The sequence below is a fragment of the Photobacterium sanguinicancri genome (genome assembly GCF_002265265.1).
In the GTDB taxonomy this organism is placed as follows: Bacteria; Pseudomonadota; Gammaproteobacteria; order Enterobacterales; family Vibrionaceae; genus Photobacterium; species Photobacterium sanguinicancri.
The window spans coordinates 15213-40944 of record NZ_NOIF01000005.1 but is presented as its reverse complement, the minus strand read 5'-3'; the positions used below and the strand labels follow the sequence as shown (position 1 = coordinate 40944).

Annotated in this window: 25 protein-coding genes; 1 reads left to right on the top strand and 24 read right to left on the bottom strand. The window is 44.7% G+C overall.

Features of this window, described 5'->3' with window-relative positions:
- Positions 1-12: 12 nt before the first annotated feature.
- The 23 genes from fliR to ASV53_RS01765 form a co-directional block, all read right to left on the bottom strand.
- Positions 13-795 (bottom strand): flagellar biosynthetic protein FliR, encoded by a 783-nt coding sequence (gene fliR, locus ASV53_RS01875; protein WP_094955869.1) that lies wholly within the window; start codon positions 793-795, stop codon positions 13-15.
- Between the two features lie 35 nt (positions 796-830).
- Positions 831-1100, bottom strand: a complete 270-nt coding sequence (gene fliQ / locus ASV53_RS01870) for a flagellar biosynthesis protein FliQ (protein WP_062688131.1) — start codon at positions 1098-1100, stop codon at positions 831-833.
- 16 nt (positions 1101-1116) lie between these two features.
- A complete protein-coding gene (fliP, locus tag ASV53_RS01865) occupies positions 1117-1950 on the bottom strand; it encodes a flagellar type III secretion system pore protein FliP (RefSeq protein WP_062688129.1) in 834 nt (277 codons plus the stop codon).
- Positions 1947-2336 carry a flagellar biosynthetic protein FliO gene (gene fliO / locus ASV53_RS01860; RefSeq protein ID WP_094955888.1) on the bottom strand — a complete coding sequence of 130 codons (390 nt, stop codon included), beginning with the start codon at positions 2334-2336 and terminating at the stop codon, positions 1947-1949. The genes fliP and fliO overlap by 4 nt, the downstream gene beginning before the upstream one ends.
- A 38-nt stretch (positions 2337-2374) precedes the next feature.
- Entirely contained in the window at positions 2375-2767 is a 393-nt protein-coding gene (fliN, locus tag ASV53_RS01855) for a flagellar motor switch protein FliN (RefSeq protein ID WP_062688127.1), read from the bottom strand.
- Positions 2768-2781: 14 nt separating this feature from the next.
- Positions 2782-3828, bottom strand: coding sequence for a flagellar motor switch protein FliM (fliM, locus tag ASV53_RS01850; protein WP_062688125.1), 1047 nt, complete (start codon positions 3826-3828; stop codon positions 2782-2784).
- A 7-nt stretch (positions 3829-3835) separates the two neighbouring features.
- The gene (fliL, locus tag ASV53_RS01845) at positions 3836-4324 is read right to left on the bottom strand and encodes a flagellar basal body-associated protein FliL (RefSeq protein ID WP_094955868.1); all 489 of its coding nucleotides are present in this window, start codon (positions 4322-4324) and stop codon (positions 3836-3838) included.
- Between the two features lie 67 nt (positions 4325-4391).
- A complete protein-coding gene (locus ASV53_RS01840) occupies positions 4392-6290 on the bottom strand; it encodes a flagellar hook-length control protein FliK (RefSeq protein WP_094955867.1) in 1899 nt (632 codons plus the stop codon).
- A 120-nt stretch (positions 6291-6410) separates the two neighbouring features.
- Positions 6411-6854, bottom strand: a complete 444-nt coding sequence (gene fliJ / locus ASV53_RS01835; protein ID WP_062688118.1) for a flagellar export protein FliJ — start codon at positions 6852-6854, stop codon at positions 6411-6413.
- An 18-nt stretch (positions 6855-6872) separates the two neighbouring features.
- Entirely contained in the window at positions 6873-8195 is a 1323-nt protein-coding gene (gene fliI / locus ASV53_RS01830) for a flagellar protein export ATPase FliI (protein WP_062688162.1), read from the bottom strand.
- 230 nt (positions 8196-8425) lie between these two features.
- Positions 8426-9223 (bottom strand): flagellar assembly protein FliH, encoded by a 798-nt coding sequence (gene fliH / locus ASV53_RS01825; protein WP_094955866.1) that lies wholly within the window; start codon positions 9221-9223, stop codon positions 8426-8428.
- Positions 9224-9284: 61 nt separating this feature from the next.
- Entirely contained in the window at positions 9285-10325 is a 1041-nt protein-coding gene (gene fliG, locus ASV53_RS01820) for a flagellar motor switch protein FliG (protein WP_062688116.1), read from the bottom strand.
- Positions 10318-12069, bottom strand: coding sequence for a flagellar basal-body MS-ring/collar protein FliF (gene fliF / locus ASV53_RS01815; RefSeq protein ID WP_094955865.1), 1752 nt, complete (start codon positions 12067-12069; stop codon positions 10318-10320). The genes fliG and fliF overlap by 8 nt, the downstream gene beginning before the upstream one ends.
- A gap of 15 nt (positions 12070-12084) precedes the next feature.
- Positions 12085-12396: a flagellar hook-basal body complex protein FliE gene (fliE, locus tag ASV53_RS01810; protein WP_062688113.1), complete on the bottom strand. Its 312-nt coding sequence runs from the start codon at positions 12394-12396 to the stop codon at positions 12085-12087.
- 182 nt (positions 12397-12578) lie between these two features.
- Positions 12579-13991, bottom strand: a complete 1413-nt coding sequence (locus ASV53_RS01805) for a sigma-54-dependent transcriptional regulator (protein ID WP_094955864.1) — start codon at positions 13989-13991, stop codon at positions 12579-12581.
- Entirely contained in the window at positions 13992-15062 is a 1071-nt protein-coding gene (locus ASV53_RS01800; RefSeq protein ID WP_094955863.1) for a sensor histidine kinase, read from the bottom strand. It abuts the gene before it with no gap.
- A 148-nt stretch (positions 15063-15210) separates the two neighbouring features.
- Positions 15211-16671 carry a sigma-54 dependent transcriptional regulator gene (locus ASV53_RS01795; RefSeq protein ID WP_094955862.1) on the bottom strand — a complete coding sequence of 487 codons (1461 nt, stop codon included), beginning with the start codon at positions 16669-16671 and terminating at the stop codon, positions 15211-15213.
- A 173-nt stretch (positions 16672-16844) separates the two neighbouring features.
- Entirely contained in the window at positions 16845-17249 is a 405-nt protein-coding gene (gene fliS / locus ASV53_RS01790) for a flagellar export chaperone FliS (protein ID WP_062688160.1), read from the bottom strand.
- 17 nt (positions 17250-17266) lie between these two features.
- A complete protein-coding gene (locus ASV53_RS01785) occupies positions 17267-17569 on the bottom strand; it encodes a hypothetical protein (protein ID WP_062688109.1) in 303 nt (100 codons plus the stop codon).
- 34 nt (positions 17570-17603) lie between these two features.
- On the bottom strand, positions 17604-18971 hold the full coding sequence (gene fliD, locus ASV53_RS01780) for a flagellar filament capping protein FliD (RefSeq protein WP_094955861.1): 1368 nt from the start codon (positions 18969-18971) through the stop codon (positions 17604-17606).
- A 23-nt stretch (positions 18972-18994) separates the two neighbouring features.
- Positions 18995-19432 (bottom strand): flagellar protein FlaG, encoded by a 438-nt coding sequence (locus tag ASV53_RS01775; RefSeq protein WP_062688106.1) that lies wholly within the window; start codon positions 19430-19432, stop codon positions 18995-18997.
- Positions 19433-19495: 63 nt separating this feature from the next.
- A complete protein-coding gene (locus ASV53_RS01770; protein ID WP_094955860.1) occupies positions 19496-20611 on the bottom strand; it encodes a flagellin in 1116 nt (371 codons plus the stop codon).
- Positions 20612-20860: 249 nt separating this feature from the next.
- Positions 20861-21982, bottom strand: coding sequence for a flagellin (locus tag ASV53_RS01765; RefSeq protein ID WP_390960790.1), 1122 nt, complete (start codon positions 21980-21982; stop codon positions 20861-20863).
- Positions 21983-22324: 342 nt separating this feature from the next.
- Here ASV53_RS01765 and ASV53_RS01760 point away from each other — a divergent pair, with 342 nt between their 5' ends.
- The gene (locus ASV53_RS01760) at positions 22325-24439 is read left to right on the top strand and encodes a tetratricopeptide repeat protein (protein WP_094955858.1); all 2115 of its coding nucleotides are present in this window, start codon (positions 22325-22327) and stop codon (positions 24437-24439) included.
- Positions 24440-24540: 101 nt separating this feature from the next.
- Here the strand turns inward: ASV53_RS01760 and flgL are convergent, their stop codons facing one another.
- A complete protein-coding gene (gene flgL, locus ASV53_RS01755) occupies positions 24541-25731 on the bottom strand; it encodes a flagellar hook-associated protein FlgL (RefSeq protein WP_062688100.1) in 1191 nt (396 codons plus the stop codon).
- Position 25732 lies beyond the last annotated feature (1 nt).

The following is a 25732-nucleotide window of genomic DNA, read 5'->3' as shown; positions in this document are numbered from 1 at the left end:
TAACCTACTGGATTAACAATCTAAACGGATCAGGCTACAAACCTGGTCAACACCAAGCTGCCACTGATACTCATAGTGTGGCAACATCCCTAAGACTAAGAACCAAGCAATGGTTAAGCCCAGCAATAACGCAAAAGAAAAACCTAATGCAAAAATGTTTAACTGTGGTGCAGCACGCGTCATAACACCAAAGGCTAAATTCACTGTCATTAGGGCGATAATCCCAGCTAATGCCATGTTCAGTGCCGCTTTAAACATTAAACCAAACCAACCAGCGAGCTGATAATAATCCCCCGCTTCCAACATCCCTTTCCCGATAGGCAAGGTCGTGAAGCTCATGATCACCATTTGTAGCATCACTAAATGGCCGTCAGTCGACAAGAACAGCATGAGTGCAAACATCATGAATAACTGACCAAGCACGGGCGTATTTTGACCGTTTGCCGGATCGACCATAGATGCAAAACCCAAACTCGATTGCATACCTAGAATCTGGCCAAGTAAGACAAAGGTTTGGCTTACAAACTGAGTCACAAATCCCATTGAAACACCAATAATGACTTGCTGGGCAATGATCAGAAAACCTTGAAAAGACATGACTTCAATATCTTGCGGAACGGCAGGTAATGCAGGCATCACCGCTATCGTAATAGTCACCGCAAGATATAAACGAATCTTAGGTGAAACAAAGCGCGCGCCAAAAAACGTCATCGACATTAACATCGATGAGATGCGGATAAATGGCCAAAAATAATTCGCCATCCAATCGAGGATCATTGTCGCTGGATAGTGCATCGTTTACGCGTGTTCCATTGTCATAATTTGAGTCACTAATAGAGTAACTGCGGGATCCGCTCAATCACGCGGAAAAAATAGTCCATGAGCATGGTTGTCATCGCATGCCCAAAGAGCATTAATGCTAACAAAGTGGCAATCAAACGAGGCAAGAAGCTCAAGGTTTGTTCGTTGATTGAGGTTGCGGCTTGAAAAACAGCAACAACCAAGCCCACCAATAGGCCCGGTATTACAATCATGCATACCATGATTAAAACCATGTAGAGTGCATCTTGGAATATTTCGACAAAAGCTTCAGGTGTCATGCGTACTCTCTACTGGCTAAGTGCCAAAACTGCCCGCGAGCGTTGACAGGATCAAGTTCCAACCGTCGACCAATACAAACAGCATGAGTTTAAACGGCAAAGAGACAATCATAGGTGATAGCATCATCATACCCATGGCCATCAAGACGGAAGCAACAACAAGGTCAATAATCAAAAATGGTAAAAACAACATGAAACCAATTTGGAATGCGGTTTTTAGCTCTGACGTAATGAACGCAGGGATCAAGACTGTCATCGGCACTTCTTGTGGATCTGTCGCCGATGAGCCAGACATATTGACGAAGCTTTCAAGATCTTTCACCCGAGTTTGCTTCAACATAAACTGACGCAGTGGATCTTGTGCAGCAGTAAATGCTTGTTCTGCATTTATTTCTTCATTGATGTACGGCTGAACAGCTTGGGTATTTATTTTATCGATCACTGGTGACATAACATAAAATGTCATGAACAATGCGATGCCAATAATCACCTGATTCGATGGCGTCTGTTGCAAACCCATGGCTTGACGCAAGATAGACATGACTACCACGATACGGGTAAACGAGGTCATCAAAATAATGATAGCGGGTAAAAAACCCAGTGCTGTCATCAAGCCCAGTATTTGCAAAGTGACCGAGTAATCTTCCGTACCGTCAGGGTTCACGCTAACGGAAAAAGCAGGAATCCCCGTGCCATTTCGCTTAGCCACCATATGCGATGCACCTTGCTCGCTTTGCATAGCTTGCTCAGTGACACTTACCGTACCATTTTCTACGGATGCCCATGCTGAAACACTGAAAAAGAAAGTACACGCTGCCAACAATGCAGCCACTAGGCTATTTTTTATCATTTCGTTTTAGCGTCGTTTTTTAATATTTTGCCCAGTTGACTAGCAAACTCGGGACGAGTAACCACAGGCTCTGGAAGTGGTTGTTCCAACTTATTCAGTAACGAAATATTATGCTGAGTCACCCCAACTAATAGCTGCTCATCACCGACCTGTAGCAACAAAATACGTTCTTTTTGTCCCACTGTTAGCTGCTTAACAATTTTCATATTGTTATCGCCTTGGATCGAAGGCAAACGTAAGCGTTTTAGTAGCCAACCTAGCACTAAAATCAACATAATGACTAACAGCAGTGATGCTAATGTCGTCGCAAGATTCACTTCTGGTGGGGCTGCCATTGCTGGTAAAGATAAGCTAGCAAGTAGCACTGAAAGCAGTATTTTCGTCATTCGCAGGTCAACCATTTTACTCAATTTACGCCACAGCATTAACGTAGTTTCTTAATACGTTCAGTTTGACTGATGACATCAGTAAGACGAATACCAAATTTATCATTCACCACGACCACTTCACCGTGTGCAATCAATGTGCCGTTTACCATCACATCCAAAGACTCACCAGCGATACGATCCAATTCCACCACTGAACCTTGGTTTAATTGCAGTAAGTTACGAATACTAATCTGGGTGCGACCGACTTCCATTGAGATAGTCACCGGAATATCCATGATGCTATCAAGCTTACGGCGTTCATCTTCCGTAATTGGTGTACTCTCGTCAGTTAACTCTTCAAGTGGCGCAGCCTGTACTGTTTCGTCGTCAGCTTGCTCCGCAAGCGCTGCAGCCCAGTCATCTGCGATTTGTTGATCATTTTGAGACATGATTACACCTATCGTTAGTCTTCATTATTAATTTCCATCAACGCGGTACCAAGTGCATCACGATCAAGGAAAGCCAGATCAGTTTTCACCATATCTGGTCGTTTTAGTTTTTCGGTAATTTTTAACGCGACGTTATCGCCTGATTTACCCATTTTTGCGCGATATGTTGGTAGATCTTCAACAAACACAGTTGCCGCTTCTGGCATATCAATTGGGATCACATCACCCGTTTGCAGTTCCATCAAATCACGCAGTGACAAATTCACATCCAATAATTTGGCACGCATATTCACTGGTACGTCCATGATTTCATCACGCAATGCTTTACTCCAGCGAACATCAGTATCCATTTTGTCGGATTGCACACCCGCATCCAACAATTCACGAATAGGCTCAACCATGGAGTATGGCATGACCACGTGAAAATCACCGCCACCGCCATCCACTTCAATATGGAACGAACTCACTACGATCACTTCAGTTGGGCTGACAATGTTCGCCATGGTTGGGTTAACTTCAGAATCGAGATACTCAAACTCAACCCCCATTACTGGCGACCATGCCTCGCGGTAATCTTCAAATACGAGTTTCAATAGCATTTGAACAATACGGCGCTCGGTAGGGGTAAATTCACGCCCTTCAATTTTTGCGTGGAAACGTCCATCCCCACCAAAGAAGTTTTCTACCAAGATGAAAACTAAACGCGCTTCCATGGTAATCAGTCCTGTCCCTTTTAGCGGACGAAAGCGAACCATGTTCAAACTGGTTGGAACGTATAAGGTGTTTTGGTATTCACCAAATTTGATCATTTGCACGCCATTGATCGACACTTCAGCCGTTTTACGCAGCATATTAAACAAGCTAATACGCATATGTCGGGCGAAGCGTTCATTGATCAACTCAAGCGTAGGCATCCGCCCACGAACAATACGATCTTGCGATGAAAAATCGAACGTCGTGGCATTGGAGGAGCCACCATCGTCTAGATCATCATCATCTTCTACGTCATCAACACCATGTAAGAGCGCATCAATTTCGTCTTGGGTTAATAGATCACTCACATTGAACCTATTGCATTACAAAGCCAGTAAATAAAACACGCTCGACCACTTGTCGGCCCGAGACTTTTTGCAGCGCACCTTGCACAGATTCGCGCGCTTTTTCACGTAATTCAACGCGACCATTTGGCGTGCGTAATTCTTCTACTGTCGCAGCACCGAATGTCTGCAACAGGGTACTTTCAATCAAAGGAACATGTTGTTTAGCGGTTGATTCATTATCGTCACCTCGCACCATTAATTGCACTTTAACTTGAACAAGGCGATCACGCTTATCACCTGTCACATTAAAGATAAAAGGCTGTGGCAAAGTCACGTAATACGCAGGCTCAGTTTTTGTCGCTTGTGCTGGAGTATTAACTGACTCAACGGCAGCAGGCGTATCATCGCCCATCATGAACCATGCAGCGGCACCACCACCGAGAAGAAGAACAACTACAGCCACTATAATGATAATGAGCTTCTTCTTTTTGCCCGTTTCTTGTAACTCGTCCGCCATGCTTCCTCTTTTATTCTTTATTAAACCTAAGCCAATCCATTACGCCTATTGTCGTGTATTTTTCAGCTTAAGCATAGTAATCGACACGATCGTTTGATGGTGTTGCATACATTTCTAGCGATTGTCCGTCACCCGCACCCCAATGCCCATCACCTTGACCATGTCCTTGGCCTGATGTGCCGCCACGCTGCTGTCCACCATTTGAGCCATCTTGCCCATTGGTGTGTTGGCCTTGCTGACCAGCGAAAGCTTGTCCGCCTGACTGCTGACGGCTGGTGTCTTGTTGCACCGAGGTTTGTGCTAGCTGCATACCTTGCTGGTGAAGTAACTCACGCAAACGCGGCATAGAATGCTCCAATAACTCACGGGTTTGTGCATTCGCTGCTGTAAATTGAACCGATGCCTGATCTTGATTCATAGATAATTTGATTTGTACTTTACCCAACTCTGGCGGGTCTAACCGAATATCAACATGCTTTAAATTTTTCGACAGCATGATATTCACTTTTTCGGCCAACTCATCACCACCGTGATCTTTGGTTAACTGAATGGGGGTTTGAGCTTGTGCCAATGCATCCGCTTTTGCTGCTTGCTGCATGGTCAGGCTTCCCGCGGTCACGTTATTCGTTATTGCCGCGGCTGACTCATTTGCTTGTATATTTGCTGTTGAGTCTTGTTGTCCATCAGCTGTATTGGCAACAATCGCCCCTCCTGCCAACATTGCCGCAGCGTGATCCATTTCTTGGCTTGAACCATCCGTTGGCGTTACAGCTTCAGCGCCGATACCTATACCAGTACTGACTCCTGCACTGACTCCGACAGCAAGACCACCCGCTAAGTTCGCGCTTGATACGCCACCAGCGTCCATCGTGCTTGGGGCCATAACTGCACTGGAAGACCATGGAATATGTGCCGTACCCGCCGATGGAGTACTCGCTGTTGTACCATTCGCTAACACCGCAGCACCGCTCGCTTTTCCTGATACCTGTTCTGTTGTGGTATCACTCGCGTCGGTAATAACAGGCTCACCGTTTACATTATTGGTCGCAGCAACACCAATGGCACCAGATGCCGCGACAGCTTGGCTTGCCTCTGTCGCCCCTGAAGCCGTTCCATTCACAACTGCTTCCGCTTCACTGCTGGTCACGGAGGCATCACCCACATTTGCGGCTGTTACGTTACTATTCACTGCTGAGGAGTTAAAGACATGCGCTAGTGATTCTGTATCTGCAGCTTCTGTTTGGCCTTGCAATTCAGCGCTATCAACAGAAGTACCAATAGAACCATTAATTGGGGCATCAATAGCACCATCAACAGGAGCTTCGCCTAGCGATTGGCCAGCAACTAATGCCGTACCAACTGGCAAGGAGTTGCCATCAACATCATTTGCTGAAGGCTGATTTGGGGTATTTAACTCTTTTGCTGACAACTGCTTATTCGCTGCATCCATCTGATTTAAAAAGGCTTCCCCTTCTGTCATTGTCTGCTGCTTTGCTTGGCTTAGTGGTATATTCTCTACCGTACTAACTTTGGTATTGCCAGCCTGACCAGAAGTAACTGCCTCAACTTGTAGCACATCATCAGAAATATCGTCATTACTATCTGTATCAATAACTTGCTGAACAGATGTGACGGCTTTAGCCTCATCTTTGGCTGCAAGTTCGCCATCAATTTGCCCTAATTCAAGGTCGGCACTCTTAGCTACGGTTTCAGCAGACTCGACTGAATCATCAGACGTCAGTTTCTCGCCACTGCTCTTTACCGCATGTTCAGAAGTATCAGAAACAGCGTCACCACTACTTAGTTGTTTTTTTAATGCTGACGGTGACGACGACGCACTAGCTTGTTGTAATTCTTCGGAAAAATCACTTCCACCTTCAGTATCTGAAGATGCTGGATTCGCCCCATTAGGCGCAGCTTTAGAAACAGAAGAAAAATTAAAAGGCATTAAGCTAGACAGGCTCATAAACACTCATCAACAAGAAAAAAAGCACGGTACAATGAATGCAAATACCATGCAATAATCAAGCCACTATGAATGATGCTCTTAATCGTCTATTCAAGCTATACACTCAACTCGTGATGATCAGCGTAAATGGCGACGAGCAAATTGTAAGGTTGAAAATTCATCCATCATTTTTTGCTCTTGTTTATCCAACATCTGTTGGCGTTCGGTTTGCTTTTTTTCTAGTAGCCACTCAATGGAGCGGCGCTTTTTTCTGACCTCTTGCCAGTATTCACTACAAGCATTCACTTGTTCGTCAAATTGCGCCCCTGCCATTCTCTGCTTCGCCAACGTTTCATCAAGCTGAGTAAGGAATTTTTGTAAGTGATTATAATTACTAGCGGTTAGGCCAGCCTGGCCTCGGCTGGAGAGTTGCTTACAATAATCTAAGCGATATTGTTCAATTTGTTGAAGTTGAACTAAATAGTTATCACGCTCATTACGGGCGTTATTTAGCGCTAAAGAAGCTTGGTGCTCATCCTCTTTGGCGCGTTCTAGGATAAGTTGTAAGGCACTGTTAGGCATAAACGATCAATTTTAAAATTATCCGCTGAGAGTACTTCTGAGCATATTGACACACATTTGGTACGGTACAGATTCTTTCATCTGCTGCTGCAAGTACATATCGAGTTTGGGCTTCAACAAGAAAGCTTGGTCAATGGCGGGATCAGTACCCGGTTTGTAAGCCCCTATCGACACTAAATCCTGGTTTTTACGGCAAATCGATAACACTTGGCGAACAGCTTTTGACATCAACATGTGCTCGTCATCGACAATGGCTGGCATAACACGGCTCACCGAACGCTCAACGTCAATCGCAGGGTAATGCCCTGCATCGGCCATTTCACGGGACAGTACTATGTGACCATCCAAAATCGCTCGCGAAGCATCGGCGATCGGATCTTGTAAGTCATCACCTTCCGTTAATACGGTGAAAAAAGCCGTAATAGACCCTTGGTTTTCATTGCCGTTACCGGCACGTTCTACCAAAGCAGGCAATTTAGCAAAGACCGATGGTGGATAACCTTTGGTTGCTGGAGGCTCACCCACAGATAAGGCTATTTCACGCTGCGCTTGGGCAAAACGCGTCAGCGAATCCATTAATAACAAAACATCTAACCCTTGGTCACGGAAGTATTCCGCAATCGTCAGGGCTGTCTGGCAACCTTTTAAGCGCATTAGTGGCGAAGCATCGGCAGGAGCCGCAACCACAACCGCACGCGCTCGTCCTTCCAGACCAAGAATTTCATCAATAAATTCTTTTACCTCACGACCACGTTCGCCGATCAAGCCAACCACCACAACCTGTGCAGTTGTACCTCGGGTCATCATGCCTAAAGTCACAGATTTACCCACACCAGAACCTGCAAATAAACCAATGCGTTGCCCTTTACCAACGGTTAATAATCCATTGATCGCTTTAAGGCCAACATCAAGCGGCTCTTTGATTGGCTTGCGTGATAAGGGGTTGATCGGTTCTGCATTAAAAGCGGCACGTTTCGCGGTAAAAATATCACCTAACCCATCAAGAGGATTACCCACGCCATCAATCACGCGGCCAAGCAGTTCCATTCCAACAGGAATGCCTGCGGCTTCTGTAATTGGCGTCACTTTTGCGCCCGGCATGATCCCAGCAAGTTGCTCGCTTGGCATCAAAAACAAGGTATCACCAGAGAAACCAACCACTTCGGCTTCCATTTCCCCTTTAAGCGTTTCCACTTTGCATAAGCTTCCAACAGGCGCACGACAGCCAATAGCCTCTAGTGTTAAACCAACCACACGAACTAATCGTCCTGAGGCAACAGGCCGAGTGGCTAAGCCTTTTGTTTTATACTTAGCTAGCTTTTCCGATAAATTAGGGGAAATATGAGCGGGCGTGACAGGTGTTGAAAAAAGTGCTGCGTCAGTTTGCGGCTCAGCACTTTGTAGATCGGTACTTTGTAGATCGCTGCTTTGTGGATTGGTACTTTGTAGATCCGAGCTTTGTTGATCAAAGCCTTGCTGGTTTTCTTTCACTTGACCAGTAACGCCAGCTTGATGTGGTAAAGGCTGTTGCGGATCATCCGTTAGCGGATGCTCAGAGTAAGGTGATGACATTACTCACCACCATGTTGTTTATTAACACCTTGAAATTGCTCTAATAGCTGGCGAATGCGATCGTCCATAAAGAAATCGACATTAGAGTCACCAGACTGAACATGAAGATCGCCACGATTCATGGCTGGCTCAGCTTGTAGCTTCCATTGGCGATCGGCAAGATCATCTTCGTTATAGGCATCACGTACAATTGCGAGATCATCAGGGTGTAGTTGTAAGGTAATCGTACGCCCTGCCATTGGTAATTCGGCAATCACTTCACGTACGGTTTGTAAGATCACTTGTGGGTTAGTTTGCACTTCAACTCGGATCAGCTCTTTCGCCAAACTGGTGACCATGGCAACCATTTGATTTTCAACTTCACCATCAAGTTGTTGTAACGGCGTCGCTAGCTGTTCAGCCAGTTTCACCAAGGCTGCAACATGGGCTGATATTTCAGTTTGGCCTTGTTGGAGACCTTCGGCGTGGCCTTGCTCTCGGCCTTCAAGTAAACCTGATTCAAGCCCTTCTTGCTTGCCGATGTCAAAACCTTCAGCATGACCTGAGGTGCGCCCTTCGGTTAATCCTTCTTCATAAGCCGATTGGCGAATGTCGTCTAAATCTGCCGCGGTTAATGGCGGAGGACCAGGCTCTTCTTCTGGCTCTAATGGTTCAGGTTCCCACTGCGGATCATAGTTCATCGCGTTATCACGCGGCTCTAACTGTTCCTCGGCATAATCGGGAAACGCCCAGCGCTCAAGTTCTTGTGCTTGGTGCTCTGAAACACGCATAAATCCACGACGGCGATCAGTGCTCATTAAATACTCCGCCTTGTTGGATTCCAGCTAGATTATTGATTAGATAGCTACGGCTCATCACTTATAAGAACTCATCACCACCACCACCCGACAGCATCAGCTCTCCAGCATCAGCGAGGCGACGAGCGATAGATAGAATTTCTTTTTGTGCCGATTCTACATCTGCCACACGAATTGGTCCCATGGCTTCAAGGTCGTCTTGCAGCATTTCAGCTGCACGCTTCGACATGTTACGTAAGATTTTATCACGCAGCAGATCATCAGCCCCTTTAAGGGCTTTTTGCAGTAGCTCTTGTGGAACATCGCGTAGCAAGGCTTGAATACCACGATCGTCAACTTCTGCAAGGTTATCAAACACAAACATCAAGTCTTGGATTTGGGTTGCCATGTCTTCATCATTATCGCGAATTTGATCCATCAACAAACCTTCAACATTGTTGTCGAGGTAGTTCATAATTTCTGCCGCTGCTTTCAAGCCGCCAATTTTCGCTGCTTGCGCACCCGCTTGACCCGCAAATTGTTTCTCCATGATGTCGTTTAGCTCGTGCAATGCTGCTGGCTGAACTTCTTCAAGGTTGGCAATACGCATCATAAGATCAAGGCGAACACGTTCAGGGAACTGGGCTAATATTTCGGCTGACTGTTCAGGCTCTAAATACGACAGTACAATCGTTTGGATCTGTGGGTGCTCGTTTAAGATGATACTTGCCACCTGACGAGGGTCCATCCATTTCAAAGAGTCCAAACCTCGAGAACCACTGCCCATAAGGATCTGATCGACCAAGTTATTGGCTTTATCTTCACCCAGTGCTGCTACCAAGGCATTTCGTACGAAGTCTTCGCTACCCATACCAATACTGGTGTATTTTTGGATATCTTCTAGAAAATTACGATGAACGGCAGACAGTTTTTCTTGGCTTAAATCGTTCATGCTCGCCATGATGCCACCAACACGCTGAACCTGTTTGGGTTCAAAATGACGGATGATGCTTGCTGCATCTTGCTCACTTAAACTAAGCAATAAAATCGCGGCTTTTTCAGTACCTGATAAGCTGGTTACATCAAACTTTTTTTCATCTATTTTGTCAGCTTCATCAGCCATCTTCATTTACCCACGTTTTCACGACCTGCGCCGCAAGATCTGGTTCATTCGCCACTAAGGCACGAACGGCTTTCAGTAAGTCTTCATCTTTGTGCAAGTTCGGTAAATCTAATCCACTACTGCTGAGATCAAAACCATCACTACCGTCTAAATCAGAGCCAATAAGGCCTAGGCCATCGCTATCCCGATTAATGATAGGTAAACCATGTTCATCCAATGGCGTGCCATCTTCAGATTGGTTCGGGTACAGCAGCTTACGCATAGCAGGACGAACCAGCGTCATCAAGACCACGATGATCACCAGTGCCGCAGCTAGCCAGCGTACCCATGTATTAAAGTTTTCGTGTTCCCAGATAGGAAGATCGGCCAATACAGGTTGTTCAGGGAGCGCAAACGGTACTGAAATGACTTCTAGCATGTCACCACGGTACTCAGCGAAACCAACGCCACCCATTAGCAAACGACGAATTTTTTGTAATTCAGCTTCACTAACGGGGACTCGTGTCACCTCACCCGTTTCTGGATTGGTGACATTTTTGTAATCAACTGCCACAGAAACGGTTTGTCGGCTAATAACCCCCGTTTGAGCACGTTTATGGCTGATGGTGGTATCAAGCTCAAAGTTACGCGTGGCTTCACGGTGTACTTTGCCATTGTTCGATCCCTTGCCACTCTGTAAATCACGTACATCCTGAGGGATAGACGCATCAGCAGGCGGTTGGTTACTCAGAGCACCTGGAATACCAGCAACAATATTACCGTTATTGTAATCTTCTAATGTGTATTCGCTACGCGTTGATGGCGTTGAGGGGTCGAATTTTTTCCGTGTTTCTTCTATCGCACTAAAATCGAGAGATACATCCACCTGTGAGGTGTAGTTACCCAGACCTAAAACAGGAATTAAGATAGAGTCGATCTTGTCACGTAGCGCTCTTTCTTGCTTTTGTTCGTGCTCGTATTCTTTACGTTTAGCCGTTGCCGATGGGTCTTCGGTACCTGAACTCAGTAAACGACCATGTTGATCGGTCACCGTAACACGTGTTGGCTTAAGGCTAGGTACTGCCGTTGCTACCATGTCAACGATCGAGTCGACTTCTTGCTGGCCCAGAGACGTATTCGATGACAAGGTCAAAAATACCGTCGCCGTCGCTTCTTGATTATGACGCACAAATACACTTTGTTTTGGCATCGCTAATAAGATTTGAGCTTTACGGACATGGCGAATTTGTTCAATGGCCCGCGCAAGTTGTCGCTCACGACTTAATTTCAATCGCTCTTGTTCTAACCGTTGCGATACCCCAAACCCCATGTCTTTTAGCAGAATATCATCGCCTTCAGCAACAGAGTTATTAAGCCCAGCACGAGAGAGTTCAAGCTTAATGGAGGCATAATTATCGCTTTGCACTCGGATAGTATTGCCATCCAAAACATAAGTGATTTTTTGCTGGTCAAAGTGGTCAAGAATTGGGATCAACTCTTCAGTCTGATAGGTGCCGAGTGGACGCATTTCAGGTTCTTTAATCCACATCACGACCATCACGATCAACGACACGCAAATCGCGACGGATAAGACAAGGATAACCTGACGCAGCAAATCGAGGTTGCCGAGTAGACCGTCAACCTTGGAAGCGCTTTTCGCCTCTAAATCTGGATTTTGTAGTTCAAGATCACCCTCTGCTGAAACAACCGCTGAGCTACTATTGCCAGCGAGTGCCAGATCGTGATTTTGTGATTGTTCAGACACGAATTAATTCCCGAATTAAACTGGCATGTTCATCATTTCTTTATAAGTTTCCACCAGCTTATTACGCACTTGTACGGTTGCTTCAAAAGCAACGCTGGATTTATTCCGGGCTATCATTACGTCGGAAAGGCTGACACTACGGTCGCCTTGATCAAAACGAGTCTGTAACGCACTCGACTCACCTTGCAGTTGGTTTACCGATTTAATGGCATCGCCAAGTAAATCACCAAAATCAGCATTCACTTGCTGAGCTGTCGCAGGACGTGTCGTGTTCTGCGCTTCTAATGCCATGGTTTGCATTTCAGATTGAAGACCACTGATTTTCATTCGCTACCTCATGGCTCCCTCCCACTAAGATGCACCTAAGCACATCTAAAGATAATGAGAGAGTAGTAATTATATTGATTGTGTTTGCCATTATATTGACAGAGAGATTTATTAGCACGCATTTCAGACAATAAAACATCAAACGTCATGCCATTGCATCTGCTTTGCTAACTAGGTCGCTCTTATAATGGGATTTCGATACCTGCATCACGCATTTTCGCCAATTTATAGCGAAGCGTTCGTGGGCTAATCCCCAATTGCTCGGCAACCTCTTTTCGGCGACCTTCGCACGCATGAATCGTGTCTAGAATGATGGTAAACTCTTGTTCCCGCAACTCATTACCTAAGCCTTCACGACCATTATTACCTGAACTTGCCACATTATTCATAGAAACAGGCTGTGCAACAGGGCTGACTGTTGGGGCTAACGCGTTATCGTACGCGGGTTGGATACTACATGCATCAAGCCAGTCTAAACTTTCTAGCAAAATGGCATCAGCATCAATCTGTGGGCCATTAGCTAAAATCATTGCTCGCTGGATAACATTATCAAGCTCTCGCACATTACCAGGCCATTGATAGTCCAATAACTTCTGCTGAGCTTGAACAGTGAATGTTGGTACAGCATTACCTTGTTTAACGCAATGACGCTCTAATAAATGTTTCGCTAATGGCAAAATATCCCCAGTACGTTCAGCCAGCGCAGGCCAAACTAATGGGAATACATTCAAGCGATAGTATAAGTCTTCACGGAAGTTACCTTCAGACACATACTGTTTTAAATCACGGTTACTGGTTGCCAATACGCGTACATCCAGCTTAATGCTCTTACGGCTGCCTAAACGCTCAACCTCGCGTTCTTGCAATACACGTAATAATTTAACTTGCAGGTTCAGGTCCATTTCGCTGATTTCATCCAGCAAAATAGTTCCCCCTTGTGCTTGTTCAAATTTACCAGGGCAAGCTTGAATTGCCCCCGTGAACGCCCCTTTTTCATAGCCAAATAACGTCGCTTCCAGCATATTGTCAGGAATCGCAGCACAGTTAATGGCGACAAATGGTTTGGTGTTTCGATGAGATTGCTGATGAATATAGCGAGACATCACTTCCTTACCGGAGCCACTTGGGCCAAGTACCATTACGCTGGCATCAGTTTTAGCGACTTTATCGGCTAATGCTAACAACTTTAAACTTTTTTCATCAGCCACAATCGCTTGGTTGCTTTCCATTTTGACGGGCGCGTAACGGCTCACCATATTAAGCAAAACTTCAGGCGCAAATGGCTTTGCCATGTAATCGATAGCACCTTCTTTCATCGCCGCAACAGCATCTTCAATATTGGCGTACGCTGTCATTAGCAACACTGGGATTTTAGGCCAATGTTGTTTGATATTACGCAGTAAACCTAAGCCATCCATGCCAGCCATTTGTACGTCTGAAACCACAATATCTACCGACTCAGATTTCAATAACAAAAGCGCTTGTTCTGCACTGTCCGCCTCTATCCATTGATACCCTGCAAGGGCCAATGTATCGACGAGTGCTTCACGCAGACCTTCATCATCTTCTACAACTAAGACTCGGCTTGTGTTCATTTATAATTCTCCCATTGGGGTATTTTCAGCGTACTGAGCAACATGGTCACTCTCTGTGGCAACGGTGTCTGCCATTGGCAATGAAACAGTGAAACATGCCCCTTGCCCCTCTTCCGATACTAACGAAAGGCGACCTTTATGTGCTTTAGTCACCATTTGAACCACGGCAAGACCAAGGCCTGTGCCTTGTTGGCGAGTGGTGAAAAAGGGCTCTAATATTTTGGTTTGCATGTCAGATGCTATACCAGGTCCATTATCAATTACACTTAAGTGGATCTGATCTTGGCTCGCTTGGCATACCAAGGACACTTGGCTTTCTTTGCCCGCAATTTGAATCGCATTGGTGATCAAGTTACTTAACGCACTCGCAAGGGCGTTAGCGTTGCCTAAAATCAGTAAACTTTCGTCATCACACTCAATACTAAAGTCAATTTTCTGGGCAAGAATCTGCGCTTCAACCATAGGTTCAAGCTCATTGAGTAAAGCTTCTAACGTAAACGGCGCGACAACTTTGTTATCACCACCTTTGGCAAATAACAGCATGTCATTCACTTGCTTTTCAAGATCGTGTAAACGATCCACCAACTTGGTTTGAAAACGCTCACGAGTTTGTTCATTCAAATTCGGTGATGACAAGTTAGATGCGTAAAGCATGGCACTCGATAACGGTGTACGTACTTGGTGAGCAAGCGATGCAACCATACGCCCTAATGACGACATGCGCTGCATATCACCGATACGAGATTGCAGTAACCGTGTTTCTGTCATATCGGTGATCAGAATAAGTTGCCCGGCATCGGACGCTGAAATCGCAAGCTTTACTTTACGACCATTACGTAAAGAAACTTCATGTCCATCATCTTCTTTCGGTGAAAAGGCACATTGTATCACATCAAACCAACGTTCACCCGCTAACGGGGTGTCTAATAAGCGCTGTGCTTCAGGATTCGCTTCGCAAACACATCCCATAGGGTCTAACAAGATCACACCTGCAGGCAAGACATCCAATACTTGCTTATAACGACTGACCTGTTGACTCAAAGAGCCTAGTGGTGATTCTTGTTGATCCATACGTAATTTGATTCAGCTCGAAATAATTTAACACTTAACCCTATTAAGCATATTTCGTGCCAATAAAAAACGTTGATTTTCAATGAATTGAGCTTTATAGGAAGGTAATAACGCGCGTCATAAAAATGACACGCGATTTTTAACTCGATTAGCTGGCTTTGTTTAAGCCATATTTGCGCATTTTTTCAACAAGTGTTGTACGACGCATACCTAACATGTCGGCAGCACGTGCAACAACCGCACCTTGAGCGTCAAGCGCTTGACGTATCATGTCAATTTCAAGTTCAGCAAGCATCTCTTTAAGGTTAAGTCCTTCAGGAGGTAGATCACTAAACGCGGCATTGTCATCGTGAGACTCATCTTCAAATGAAGAGGCAAACATATCGGCTAAGGCTGCACGCTCCTGATCTTCTACCGACAAGAAGTTATTATCTTCTGGTTGGAAGTCAGGTAACTCGCTGTAACGATATTTCATCGGTAGATGATTCACATCCACCATTTCACCTGGGTACAAAATAATTAAGCGTTCAACTAAGTTGGCTAGTTCACGCACATTGCCCGGCCAATCATGTTCCATTAAGGAATTAATGGCACGGGGTGTAAAGTGAATAGGCTTAGCCCCTTCAGCTTCCATACGCGCCAGTAACTCTTGTAATAATAATGGCGTATCTTCGATACGTTCACGTAACGCTGGCATTTCGATTGGGAAGACATTGAGACGATAATACAAATCTTCACGGAACTGATTCGCAGTTATCATCTCGTCTAAGTTACGGTGAGTCGCCGCTACAATGCGCACGTTAACTTTAATCGTTTGGTTACCACCAACGCGTTCAAAGCTACGCTCTTGCAGTACGCGCAGTAACTTCACTTGCATCGACATTGGCATATCACCAATCTCATCAAGGAATAATGTACCGCCATCCGCTAATTCAAAACGGCCCTTACGTGAAGCTATCGCTCCAGTAAACGCCCCTTTTTCATGGCCAAACAGTTCGCTTTCAAGTAAATCAGGTGGAATTGCGCCACAGTTTACAGGGACGAATGGGCCTTTACCGCGAGATGAATGGTAATGGATGTTACGAGCAACAACTTCTTTACCCGTACCAGACTCACCTAAAATCAAGACACTCGCATCTGTTGCTGAAACTTGTTCAGTCAGATGACGCACTTGGCTGATGCTTTCACTGCGACCAACCATGCTACGGAATAAGGTGTTTTTCCTACCAAGCTGAGGGACATGGAAGCTACGCTTACCAAGAAACTCTTGGCAATGGCGTAACGCATCTGTCAGCTGAGGATAATGAAGCGGTAATTCAAGTTCACCCACATAGTTTGAGAGGCCTGCGACTTCACTATTATGTGTTGATAATGCGATCACTGGAATGTGATGGTGAATTTGAAGAAAATCCAAAATCTTGGTCAGCGCAATTGGCGAGCTAATTTTACCAAGTAAACACGCTCCCCAGGCTTGATCTAAAAGTGAACTGTGCACTTCACCTGTTGAGACGGCTTCATGCTGTTCACCCACAAAATTTAAAATGACACTTAAGTCATGTCGGTGCTGCAAATCGTCATCAATAACGAGAGTTTTAGCTAAGCCTTGCATAGGTCTAACTGCCTGCCTTTATGGGGGATTTTATTTTGTGGCGTATTCTAAAAAGGAACAGCTACCAAAATTCATAACTGCCTATTGTAATAAATGCACAGCAGATGGCAACTGGGGACGACAAAAACCTGTGACCCCAGTACAAACCAGAAGTAATTTTGCGAGGTGGTTGCTTAATTATCAAGCTGTGTCATTGAATGAAATTCAGTTGGGATCTGATCCCAAGCAGATTTTATCTCTCGAAGAATATCAACAACGTCGTCCAGTTTTTCAGGTTCGTTGTTTTGATTGGCGGTAGAGATCTGATGAATCATAAAGTCATATAGTGAATCAAGGTTGGTCGCAATTTCACCACCATCTTCCATTGATAAACAGCCTCGTAGGCTTATGACGATGTCCAATGCCTTACCTAAACGCTCACCTTTCACAGCAATAGAGCCTTGCTGCATGGCTGCTTTACCTTGAATTAAACGCTCGATAGCACCAGCCATAAGCATTTGTACCACACGGTGTGGGGTCGCTGATGTTAGCTGGCTATCAACGGATACACGTTTATAAGCCTGAAGAGAGCCTCTCATTGCCATGATTACTTACCTTACCGAAATTTATTATAAATCTGCATCGAGCGTTGCCCGTGCTGGAGTCGTTTAAGTTGGCCGGCGGATCTGTCCCTGTGGTAACGGATCTGCTCAAGCAACAACGATGTTCTTTCTACGGCAGCTTGCCATTGTGGTTTATTCAACCGTTCTGGGTGCGCCATTAATTCTTGTAGCAACACTTCACGTTGCTGTAATAACTGCTGCAGCTGCTCAGAATCAACCTCTGTTTCTGTTGCCAACTCGGTGTTTGTTGCCAATAAGGCGGCTAACTTTTCATCTAGCTGATCTAATTGCTGCATACTGAAATCTCTTTATCACGACACCAAAGTCACTTTACTGTGGCATCATACTCATCATTGAACCAAATTGACTCTGCATTTTACCCATCGCATTATCCATTGCCGCAAACTGATCAAAGGTTCGCTTTTGCACACTGTCCATGCGTCGATCTAACTTGTCTTGATCGTTATTAAGATCTAACACTTGGTCATTTAAGCTATTTTCACGGCTACGAATACTGCCAGTGATCCCTGTATGAGCGTGGATCAACTCTTCTATTTTACGAGCAAAACCGTTTCGCCCACCAAGAAACTCACCCACATCACTGAAGTTCTTATCTAAGTGCTTATCAAGCACTTTGTAATCAATTTCTAAGCTACCTTCAAGGGTGGTCTTGATCCCAAGCTCACTCAACGTTGACAGTGATTCAGGTGCTTTTTCTAGCGGCGTTGAAAATGCAGCACGCAATTGATTATTTGAAATACGAACGATGCTGTCACCCACTAATGGGCCTTTTTCTTGGCTTTGCGGATCAAATTTCGCGAGCCGTTCAGACGTATTCTCAAATTGGTTATAAGCTTGAACAAACTGCTCGATTGCGCCTCTAACGGAGTCACGATCGTAAGCGACTTCAACCACTACGGGTTTAACATCGATACCATCCGTCACTTTTTCTAAATTGAGATCGACCCCTTTAATCGCATCTTCAATCACATTGTTTTGGCTAGTGACAACCGCTAAGCCATCAATCAACACTCTAGAGTCTTTTGCGACCTGCATTTCACTCATCGAGTTCAATTCATTATTAGGATTAAACCCAAACTTCTGCAGCGTGCTCGTAATGGGAGCATCAACCCTGACCTTAATAGTGTTATCTTCACCGGGTTTATCCGATGATAAGACTAAGCGAGTACCTACATCATCTTTAATTAACGACGCCATCACCCCAGTATTGGCGGGGTGGCGATTAATATGGCGAACCACATCTAAGGCTTTACTTTCGTCTTCTGGTATCTCTACATTGAAATGCTTACCGCCAAGGGCGATGGATAGTTTACCCGCACCTAATTTGTCTTTTTCATCAAATGAGCCTGAGACAATTTTATGGGACTGTGCGAGTTGCTGCACATCAATGGTGTATTTACCAGGAATAGCGTCCGCATCAACCGATGGGTTAAGTACTTCATCGTTATCAACGGTGACCATACGCGCAGAGAAGGCATCATTACGGCGAAAGTCTGCCATCATGTTTTTCATGCCATCAAGGGAGCTTTTGAGTTGCCCGTAGGCACTGATAGTGGTGCTGATTTGTCCGCGTTGTTCATTGATCCGCGCTTCTTTCGGGGCACGCTCAGAATCAACAATTTTATTCACCATCGTGTTGATATCAAGGCCAGACGCCGTTGCGGAACCAATATTCATTTACATCCTCGAACGAATCAAATTTAAACTTGGGTGGTAAACAATCCCCCAGAGTGTGTTGCTAACTGACGAGATAGTGACAATAAATCTTCATCAGGGATCTGCCTGACAATTTCACCGCTTTTTTTATCGTAAACGGTAATAATTTGCCGACCAGAGTCTTCGTCTAAGCGAAATGCTAGCCCTTTATTTAAAGTACCAACAAACTCTTCGATGCTCTCAACCATTTTTGCCAATTCTTGCTGTTGAATTTGTTGTTTTTCTTCAAGCGAAACGGTTTGTTCCACACGGCGAACATCAGTTTTGCCTTGATCGCTACTTTTTACAGCTTGCTCTTGGTGTCTTGATTGAGAAAGTGGTGTTGTGCTGCCAGATTTATCTGCAACATTCGTGCCAGATGAGGAGTGTTGCGAAGAAGTGGATGAAGGCAGCTGAGATATAGCAACGGGTTTTATTTCCATTATCTATTACCTTCCAGTAAACAGAAAAACGGCAAGGTCTTCACCTTGCCGTCTTATCAGCGATTAACCTAATAAGCTAAGTGCCGCTTGTGGCGTTTGTTTCGCTTGCGCCAAGATAGACGTAGAAGCTTGAGAAAGAATCTGGTTCTTCGTCATTTCAGTCGTTTCTTTCGCGAAGTCTGTATCACGGATACGGCTGTTAGATGCCGATACGTTCTCATTAACGTTATTCAAGTTGTTAATGGTGTGGTTCAAACGGTTTTGCGAAGCACCAAGCTCTGCACGGTTTGAATCAACGTATTTTAGGGCGTTATCAATAAGTGCTACCGCTTTTTGTGCGCCTGCAACATTTTGAATATCAACATCTTGGATTGTTTCTTTCGTACCAGCGCCACTTGTTAGGCCTAGGGATGTACCAACACCACCAGCAAATGTGACTGACTCACCAGCAGCAGAAACAACTTGTAGTTTACCGTCGTCACCTACTGATGCGTTGATACCATCAACTGCACCGTTAATTTTGGTTGCAAGCTCTTCGATATCGTCGCCAGCTTTAACGTTAACATCGATAGTTGCGCCACCATTAACTTTAATTGTTAATGATGAACCTGTTTTCACTTCCCAGCCAGCAGAAGCGCCATTGGTAGCAGTATGAACTTGGCCACCCATTTTTGATTCATCAGCACGAACGTTTTTAATTTCCATTTGTACGGCTTCACCTGAATCCGCACCCACTTGGAAAGAACGCGTGTTAAACGTACCATTAAGCAGTTTAGTACCACCGAAAGACGTGGTTTCTGCGATACGGTTAAGTTCGTCTTGAAGTGCTGTGACCTCACCTTGCATTGACTCACGGTCTTCTGCAGAGTTTGAGCCGTTTGAAGACTGTAGAGACAAGTCACGCATACGCTGTAGGATGCTAGTTGTTTCTTGCATTGAACCTTCAGCGGTTTGCGCCATTGAAATACCATCGTTAGCATTTCGTACTGCAACATCTAGGCCGCGGCTTTGAGTCATCAAACGGTTGGAGATTTGAAGACCAGCAGCATCATCTTTCGCACTGTTGATCTTACTACCAGTCGCAAGACGTTCCATTGATTTGCCAGACGCTTCAGACGCTTGGTTTAAATAACGCTGAGCGGTCATTGCAGAAACGTTAGTATTTACTGTAACTGCCATAATGTATCTCCTTACTTATTCAGAATGGCTTGACCAGCCCAGCCGGCAAAACCTTTATAATCTTTATTCAAGAGTTGTAACGGCATGGTTTCGAAAACCTTTAAGTTTTTTTTTGAAAAATAAGAAAAAAGGCCAACCACCAAAGGCAATGAATTATGGAAATAGGATAAATGCAGAAAAAAGCACGTAACTACAGCAAAAAAAACGGCAAGAGGAAACCTCTTGCCGTTTAGTAAAATGTGATTTGGTTTATTGAAGTAACGTCATTGCCGCTTGAGGTACTTGTTTTGCTTGCGCAAGAATAGACGTACTTGCTTGTTGCAAGATCTGACTCTTCGTCATCTCTGTTGTTTCTTTGGCAAAATCAGTATCACGAATTCGACTATTCGACTGAGATACGTTTTCAGATACGTTAGCCAAGTTATTAATAGTGTGGCCAAGGCGGTTCTGTTTCGCACCTAAATCAGCTCGTTGGCTATCAATATATTTAAGCGCAGCATCGATAACACTGACCGCAGATTGCGCGCCCCCTACGGACTTAACATCCACTTCTTGCACTGTGGTTAAAGTACTTGTGGCACCTGCAGCAAAGATATCAGCAGCAGCACCCGCGGCATCAACACCTTGCGCTAGTTTCGTTGTACCATCAATTTCAATACTGCCTTCGTCAGAGAAGATTTGTAGCTTACCTTCTTCCGTTACCGATGCATTAACGCGACCGTTAGACTGACCATTGATGCGTGTTGCCACTTCTTCAATATCATCGCCTTCGATAAGGTCGATCGAAATAGACGGCGAAGCCTCACCATCAATCTTAATTTTCATGACGTTACTTGAACCCGCAGTCCAAGTAGGCTCTGCCATACCGGTTGCCACTACCTTCTGGCCACCCATATCAGTATGGTCGGCACGCACACTAGTGATACCCATAATAATAGCTTCACCAGAATCAGAACCAATTTGGAATGCAGCTTCACCAAATGTACCGTTCAATAGCTTACGGCCACCAAAGGCAGTCGTTTCAGCAATACGGTTAAGTTCATCTTGCAGTGCAGAAACTTCTTCTTGCATTGCAACACGATCATCGTCCGAGTTTGCGCCGTTCGATGATTGAAGGGATAAGTCACGCATACGTTGCAGGATGCTGGTTGACTCTTGCATTGCGCCTTCAGCAGTTTGAGCAATCGAAATACCGTCGTTAGCATTACGCATTGCAACGTTTAGGCCGCGTGTTTGCGCCACTAAGCGATTAGAAATCTGTAAACCAGCAGCATCATCTTTTGCACTATTGATCTTCTCACCTGTCGATAAGCGTTCCATTGAACGACCAAGATCTTCTGATGCCTTGTTCAGGTAACGCTGCGCAGTCATGGCAGACACGTTGGTGTTTACGGTTACACCCATTTTGCTCTCCTTTGACTTTCGCTGTCTTCAGCGAAACAGCCTACCCGCAACAGTCAATCCAAAAGACAATGAAGCGGGACTAGCTATCTAATATCATTAAATTATCGGCAATGCTTATTGCCACCCCATGCATTTAGCAATAAGTGTGCCAAAAAACTTAAATATTTATTTTCAATAACTTAAAATAAATCACAAAGAAGAGAATAACCGTAGTGGCAAAGGGGTGCCTATTCCCGCTCAAGAATTCCCTGTAGGTACACTTCTTGCTTTATAATCAGCCATAACTATAGCTGTAGCTGAGAATAAACAATGACGAGCGAGACAAGTAATACGTCCTTAACGCTAGAAGAGGCGTTTAACTTAGCGGTGGAACATTACCAAAAGGGTGAAAAAGAGACGGCGAGAAATATCTTCGAGCAAATCCTCGCTGCCTCCCCTGACTCTTTACCTGTTTTACAAGTACTCTCTGTCTTGGATATGGAAGATCACGATTTTACTGCCGCTGAAACAAAACTTCGTCATGCTCAGAGCCTAGCGCCTCAAGATCTTTCTCTTACTCTCGATCTTGCTATTGCCATTAAAGCCCAAGGCCGCAACAAAGACGCATTGAGTTTGACAGAAGATGTTTTATCCCTCGATCCAACGAATGCCACTGCATTGCAACTGCGGCAAGAGCTTACCGCGCTAATGGGGCAACGTGGTGCCAGCAAACGCGACGAAAAACAGCTCGATCAAATAAAGCAACATAAAGCACAACAACTCGATACTGAGATTGCCGAAACACTTGCAGTTGCCGAGACCTTGATGACTCAAGGTCAAAATGAGCAAGCCGAACAACTCATTGTTGCGATTCTATCGTTAGATGAAAATAACCGTGATGCGATTCATAAATGGTCACAGTTGTTGATGGTACAAGAGAAAAATATTGAAGCTGCCCACCAGCTCAAGCGATTACTATCGATCAATCCTGCCGATGAACTTGCTGCACTTTTATTATCCAAAGTGTATGCCCGACTAAATCAATATTCAGAAGGCCGACTCGTTTGCCAAAACTTCGTCCGAGAAGCTGGCCAACATGCGCAAATTGAAAAACAATGGCTCGTCATGTGCGTCAAAGACAAACAGTGGATCCAAGGTGAAACTCTGGGCAAAGCGTTAAAGCAACGCTATCCAGAAGATAACGATATTTGCTATTTGTACACCTTATGTAGCTTTCATTTATTACGAAATCGTCATAACTACACACCAGAAGCAATGCAAGCCACCATAGATTGTATTGATCAAGCCATGGTGGGAGCATCTCAAAAACGACTCAATGAATTACTCAGCTACAAAGCCGAAGTCACTTGGTACTTAGGCGATATTCAACAAGCAGAGAGCTATTTTACTGATGTTTTTCGCATGACTCCTGACAATTTACAAATGCGCTGGCTTCAGCATATCTTGTTTTTACACCGCAACAACTGGCAAGAATACTACCCAGCTTATGAACTGGGTATTGAGCTTGATGAGCGTGTTAATCATACGAGTGACATGCCTCGCTGGCACGCAAGCCTATCAACAAAAGAAGAAACGGTTATTGTTCTACCTGAACAAGGCGTTGGTGATGAAATCCGTTTTTATCATAACCTCAACTTTATTATCGAGCGTGTGAAAAAGGTATTTGTCGCTTGTGATCAGCGACTTGTCCCTTATTTATCACTCGCCTATCCTACGGTTAGCTACATTCCGCTAAAACGCTCTCAAGAAAAGCACTTACTTGATATTCCAACCGAGGTTGTTCAGCAATGTACGAGCTGGATCCCTGCGGGCAGTCTTGGTGGTGAAATCTACAATGAAACGGGTAAACACTGGGCTAAACCTCATTATGGTGTGTTTCCTGCCGACCTAAAGCAGCAATGGCAAGACAAGGTTGATACCCAACATTCAGGTAAAGGGCTCAGAATCGGCATCAGCTGGCGAAGCGGTCTAGGGTCTGCATCCCGTAATATTAACTTCTTGAAAATCCATGAAGTTGCGCACTTTATTAAGCAATTTCCTGATGCTAGCTTCTACAACTTGCAGTACGGTGAGTGCAGCAAAGAATTGAAAAAAATAGAGAAGCTAAGCGGCGTGAAAGTGATTCAGCTTGAAGGATTAGATCTGCGTGATGATTTCCTCGCCACTGCTGCCGTTATGAATTCACTTGATATTGTCTTTACGGCACCAACCGCTGTACATATGTTAACCGTGACGACAACCACTCCTTGTTATGTTTATGGTGCCGGCTCAAATGAATCGAACTTTGCAGAGCCAACGGAGTACTTTGGCGATATGAATGAGAAACAGGAGTTTTTCTTCCGCTTCCCACCAATGATGGGGAATAAATACCCTATGATTGAAGCCATCAGCCAGCGTATTAAAAACGACTTTGCAGATCAATAAGTAAACACGGTAAACCTAGCACGATCAAAAAAGCCTTTGCTTACTCGCAAAGGCTTTTTAGGACGAGACACTGCGTATGTCGTCCTTTTCATCTAGGTGCTTTAAATATAATTAAACAAATTCAAATCTTTTGTCTTCGCAAACGCTTGTTGCGATGCTTGCAGAGACATCATGTTTTCGTTCAATTCAATTACCGCACTTGGATAGTCCAAATCCTCTAATGTGCCACGAGCTTCACTCATGACAATCTTAAAGTCTTGATGCATATCTTCTTGGCGGTCCAATGTTTGTAAGCGTGTACCTACCTCTGAGCGCACCCGGTTAATATGTTTAAACCCTTCAGACAGTTCAGCGGCGACCTGGTGTAATTCTGCACTGGCCGATGCATCTGATACACTGCTATCCGATAATTCGATACCACGGCGAAACGCTTCAAAAACATTGACATGCTCTTGGCGATTTAGGCTAATTTTATCGCCATCTTTAATTTCGCCTTCTAAATCAACTTGTAACGTTCCCCACTGAATCCCAGTATCCGCCTCGTATTTACCTTGCTGCACCGATACTCCGTTTTGGAATAACTCATAGTTGGTTCCAGCTGCAGTATTGGTAAAGGTCACGTCATACGCGGCTTTATCAGCGTTGTTAGTATTGGTCGCGTTAGATAACAGCAGCAGAGATCCACTTTTTAAATCATAGTCAGGCTGATAATCACCATAGGGGTTAGCAACCTCTAAAAAGAGTTTATCGCCAGCATCGTTAATGGGTACATCAACCGATGCTGAGACTTTAGCCATACGTTGATAACTGTCACCCGCATAAGCCACAACACCATTGTTATCGCGAAAGAAAGGTTGTTTATTGTAACGCGTACCAGCAAACACAAAGTTGCCAGATTCATCTTGGCTGTTCACTACGTTCATGAACGAGTCGTATAAACCCTGCATATCTTGCTTATGCGCAATACGGTCATCGGCTGATAGTGAACCGTTGACCATCAGCATGGATTTTCGCTTTGCTTCATCAAGCAAATTTTCAACTTCAGCAACCGCTGTTTCTTCATTATTCAGACGGTTTCTTGCCATCGTGATGCTTTTCAGCGATTGATCTATTTGAGTATTTTGTTGATCGAAATTCTGAATATAAATCGATGAAACAGGGTCATCACCAGCCGTTAATAACCGTTTGCCGGATGCTAACTGCTGCTGATTTTCAGCAACTTTAACTTGTTGGCGATTCATATCATTCGCGACTGAGCGATAGTTATGGAAGGTAGCCATACGAGTGATCATA

Excerpts from the sequence above, each read along its gene's own strand:
- fliP (WP_062688129.1), bottom strand. The coding sequence starts at position 1,950 with ATGATAAAAAATAGCCTAGTGGCTGCATTGTTGGCAGCGTGTACTTTC.
- ASV53_RS01795 (WP_094955862.1), bottom strand. The coding sequence starts at position 16,671 with ATGCAAGGCTTAGCTAAAACTCTCGTTATTGATGACGATTTGCAGCAC.
- fliQ (WP_062688131.1), bottom strand. The coding sequence starts at position 1,100 with ATGACACCTGAAGCTTTTGTCGAAATATTCCAAGATGCACTCTACATG.
- fliO (WP_094955888.1), bottom strand. The coding sequence starts at position 2,336 with ATGACGAAAATACTGCTTTCAGTGCTACTTGCTAGCTTATCTTTACCA.
- ASV53_RS01800 (WP_094955863.1), bottom strand. The coding sequence starts at position 15,062 with ATGGATCAACAAGAATCACCACTAGGCTCTTTGAGTCAACAGGTCAGT.
- ASV53_RS01770 (WP_094955860.1), bottom strand. The coding sequence starts at position 20,611 with ATGGCAGTTACAGTAAATACTAACGTTTCTGCAATGACCGCTCAGCGT.
- fliG (WP_062688116.1), bottom strand. The coding sequence starts at position 10,325 with ATGGCTGATGAAGCTGACAAAATAGATGAAAAAAAGTTTGATGTAACC.
- fliL (WP_094955868.1), bottom strand. The coding sequence starts at position 4,324 with ATGGCGGACGAGTTACAAGAAACGGGCAAAAAGAAGAAGCTCATTATC.
- ASV53_RS01840 (WP_094955867.1), bottom strand. The coding sequence starts at position 6,290 with ATGAGCCTGTCTAGCTTAATGCCTTTTAATTTTTCTTCTGTTTCTAAA.
- ASV53_RS01785 (WP_062688109.1), bottom strand. The coding sequence starts at position 17,569 with ATGCAGCAATTAGATCAGCTAGATGAAAAGTTAGCCGCCTTATTGGCA.
- flgL (WP_062688100.1), bottom strand. The coding sequence starts at position 25,731 with ATGATCACTCGTATGGCTACCTTCCATAACTATCGCTCAGTCGCGAAT.
- ASV53_RS01765 (WP_390960790.1), bottom strand. The coding sequence starts at position 21,982 with ATGACTGCGCAGCGTTACCTGAACAAGGCATCAGAAGATCTTGGTCGT.
- ASV53_RS01775 (WP_062688106.1), bottom strand. The coding sequence starts at position 19,432 with ATGGAAATAAAACCCGTTGCTATATCTCAGCTGCCTTCATCCACTTCT.
- ASV53_RS01805 (WP_094955864.1), bottom strand. The coding sequence starts at position 13,991 with ATGAACACAAGCCGAGTCTTAGTTGTAGAAGATGATGAAGGTCTGCGT.
- fliJ (WP_062688118.1), bottom strand. The coding sequence starts at position 6,854 with ATGCCTAACAGTGCCTTACAACTTATCCTAGAACGCGCCAAAGAGGAT.
- fliR (WP_094955869.1), bottom strand. The coding sequence starts at position 795 with ATGCACTATCCAGCGACAATGATCCTCGATTGGATGGCGAATTATTTT.
- fliE (WP_062688113.1), bottom strand. The coding sequence starts at position 12,396 with ATGAAAATCAGTGGTCTTCAATCTGAAATGCAAACCATGGCATTAGAA.
- ASV53_RS01760 (WP_094955858.1), top strand. The coding sequence starts at position 22,325 with ATGACGAGCGAGACAAGTAATACGTCCTTAACGCTAGAAGAGGCGTTT.
- fliH (WP_094955866.1), bottom strand. The coding sequence starts at position 9,223 with ATGAGCACTGATCGCCGTCGTGGATTTATGCGTGTTTCAGAGCACCAA.
- fliS (WP_062688160.1), bottom strand. The coding sequence starts at position 17,249 with ATGAGAGGCTCTCTTCAGGCTTATAAACGTGTATCCGTTGATAGCCAG.
- fliN (WP_062688127.1), bottom strand. The coding sequence starts at position 2,767 with ATGTCTCAAAATGATCAACAAATCGCAGATGACTGGGCTGCAGCGCTT.
- fliD (WP_094955861.1), bottom strand. The coding sequence starts at position 18,971 with ATGAATATTGGTTCCGCAACGGCGTCTGGCCTTGATATCAACACGATG.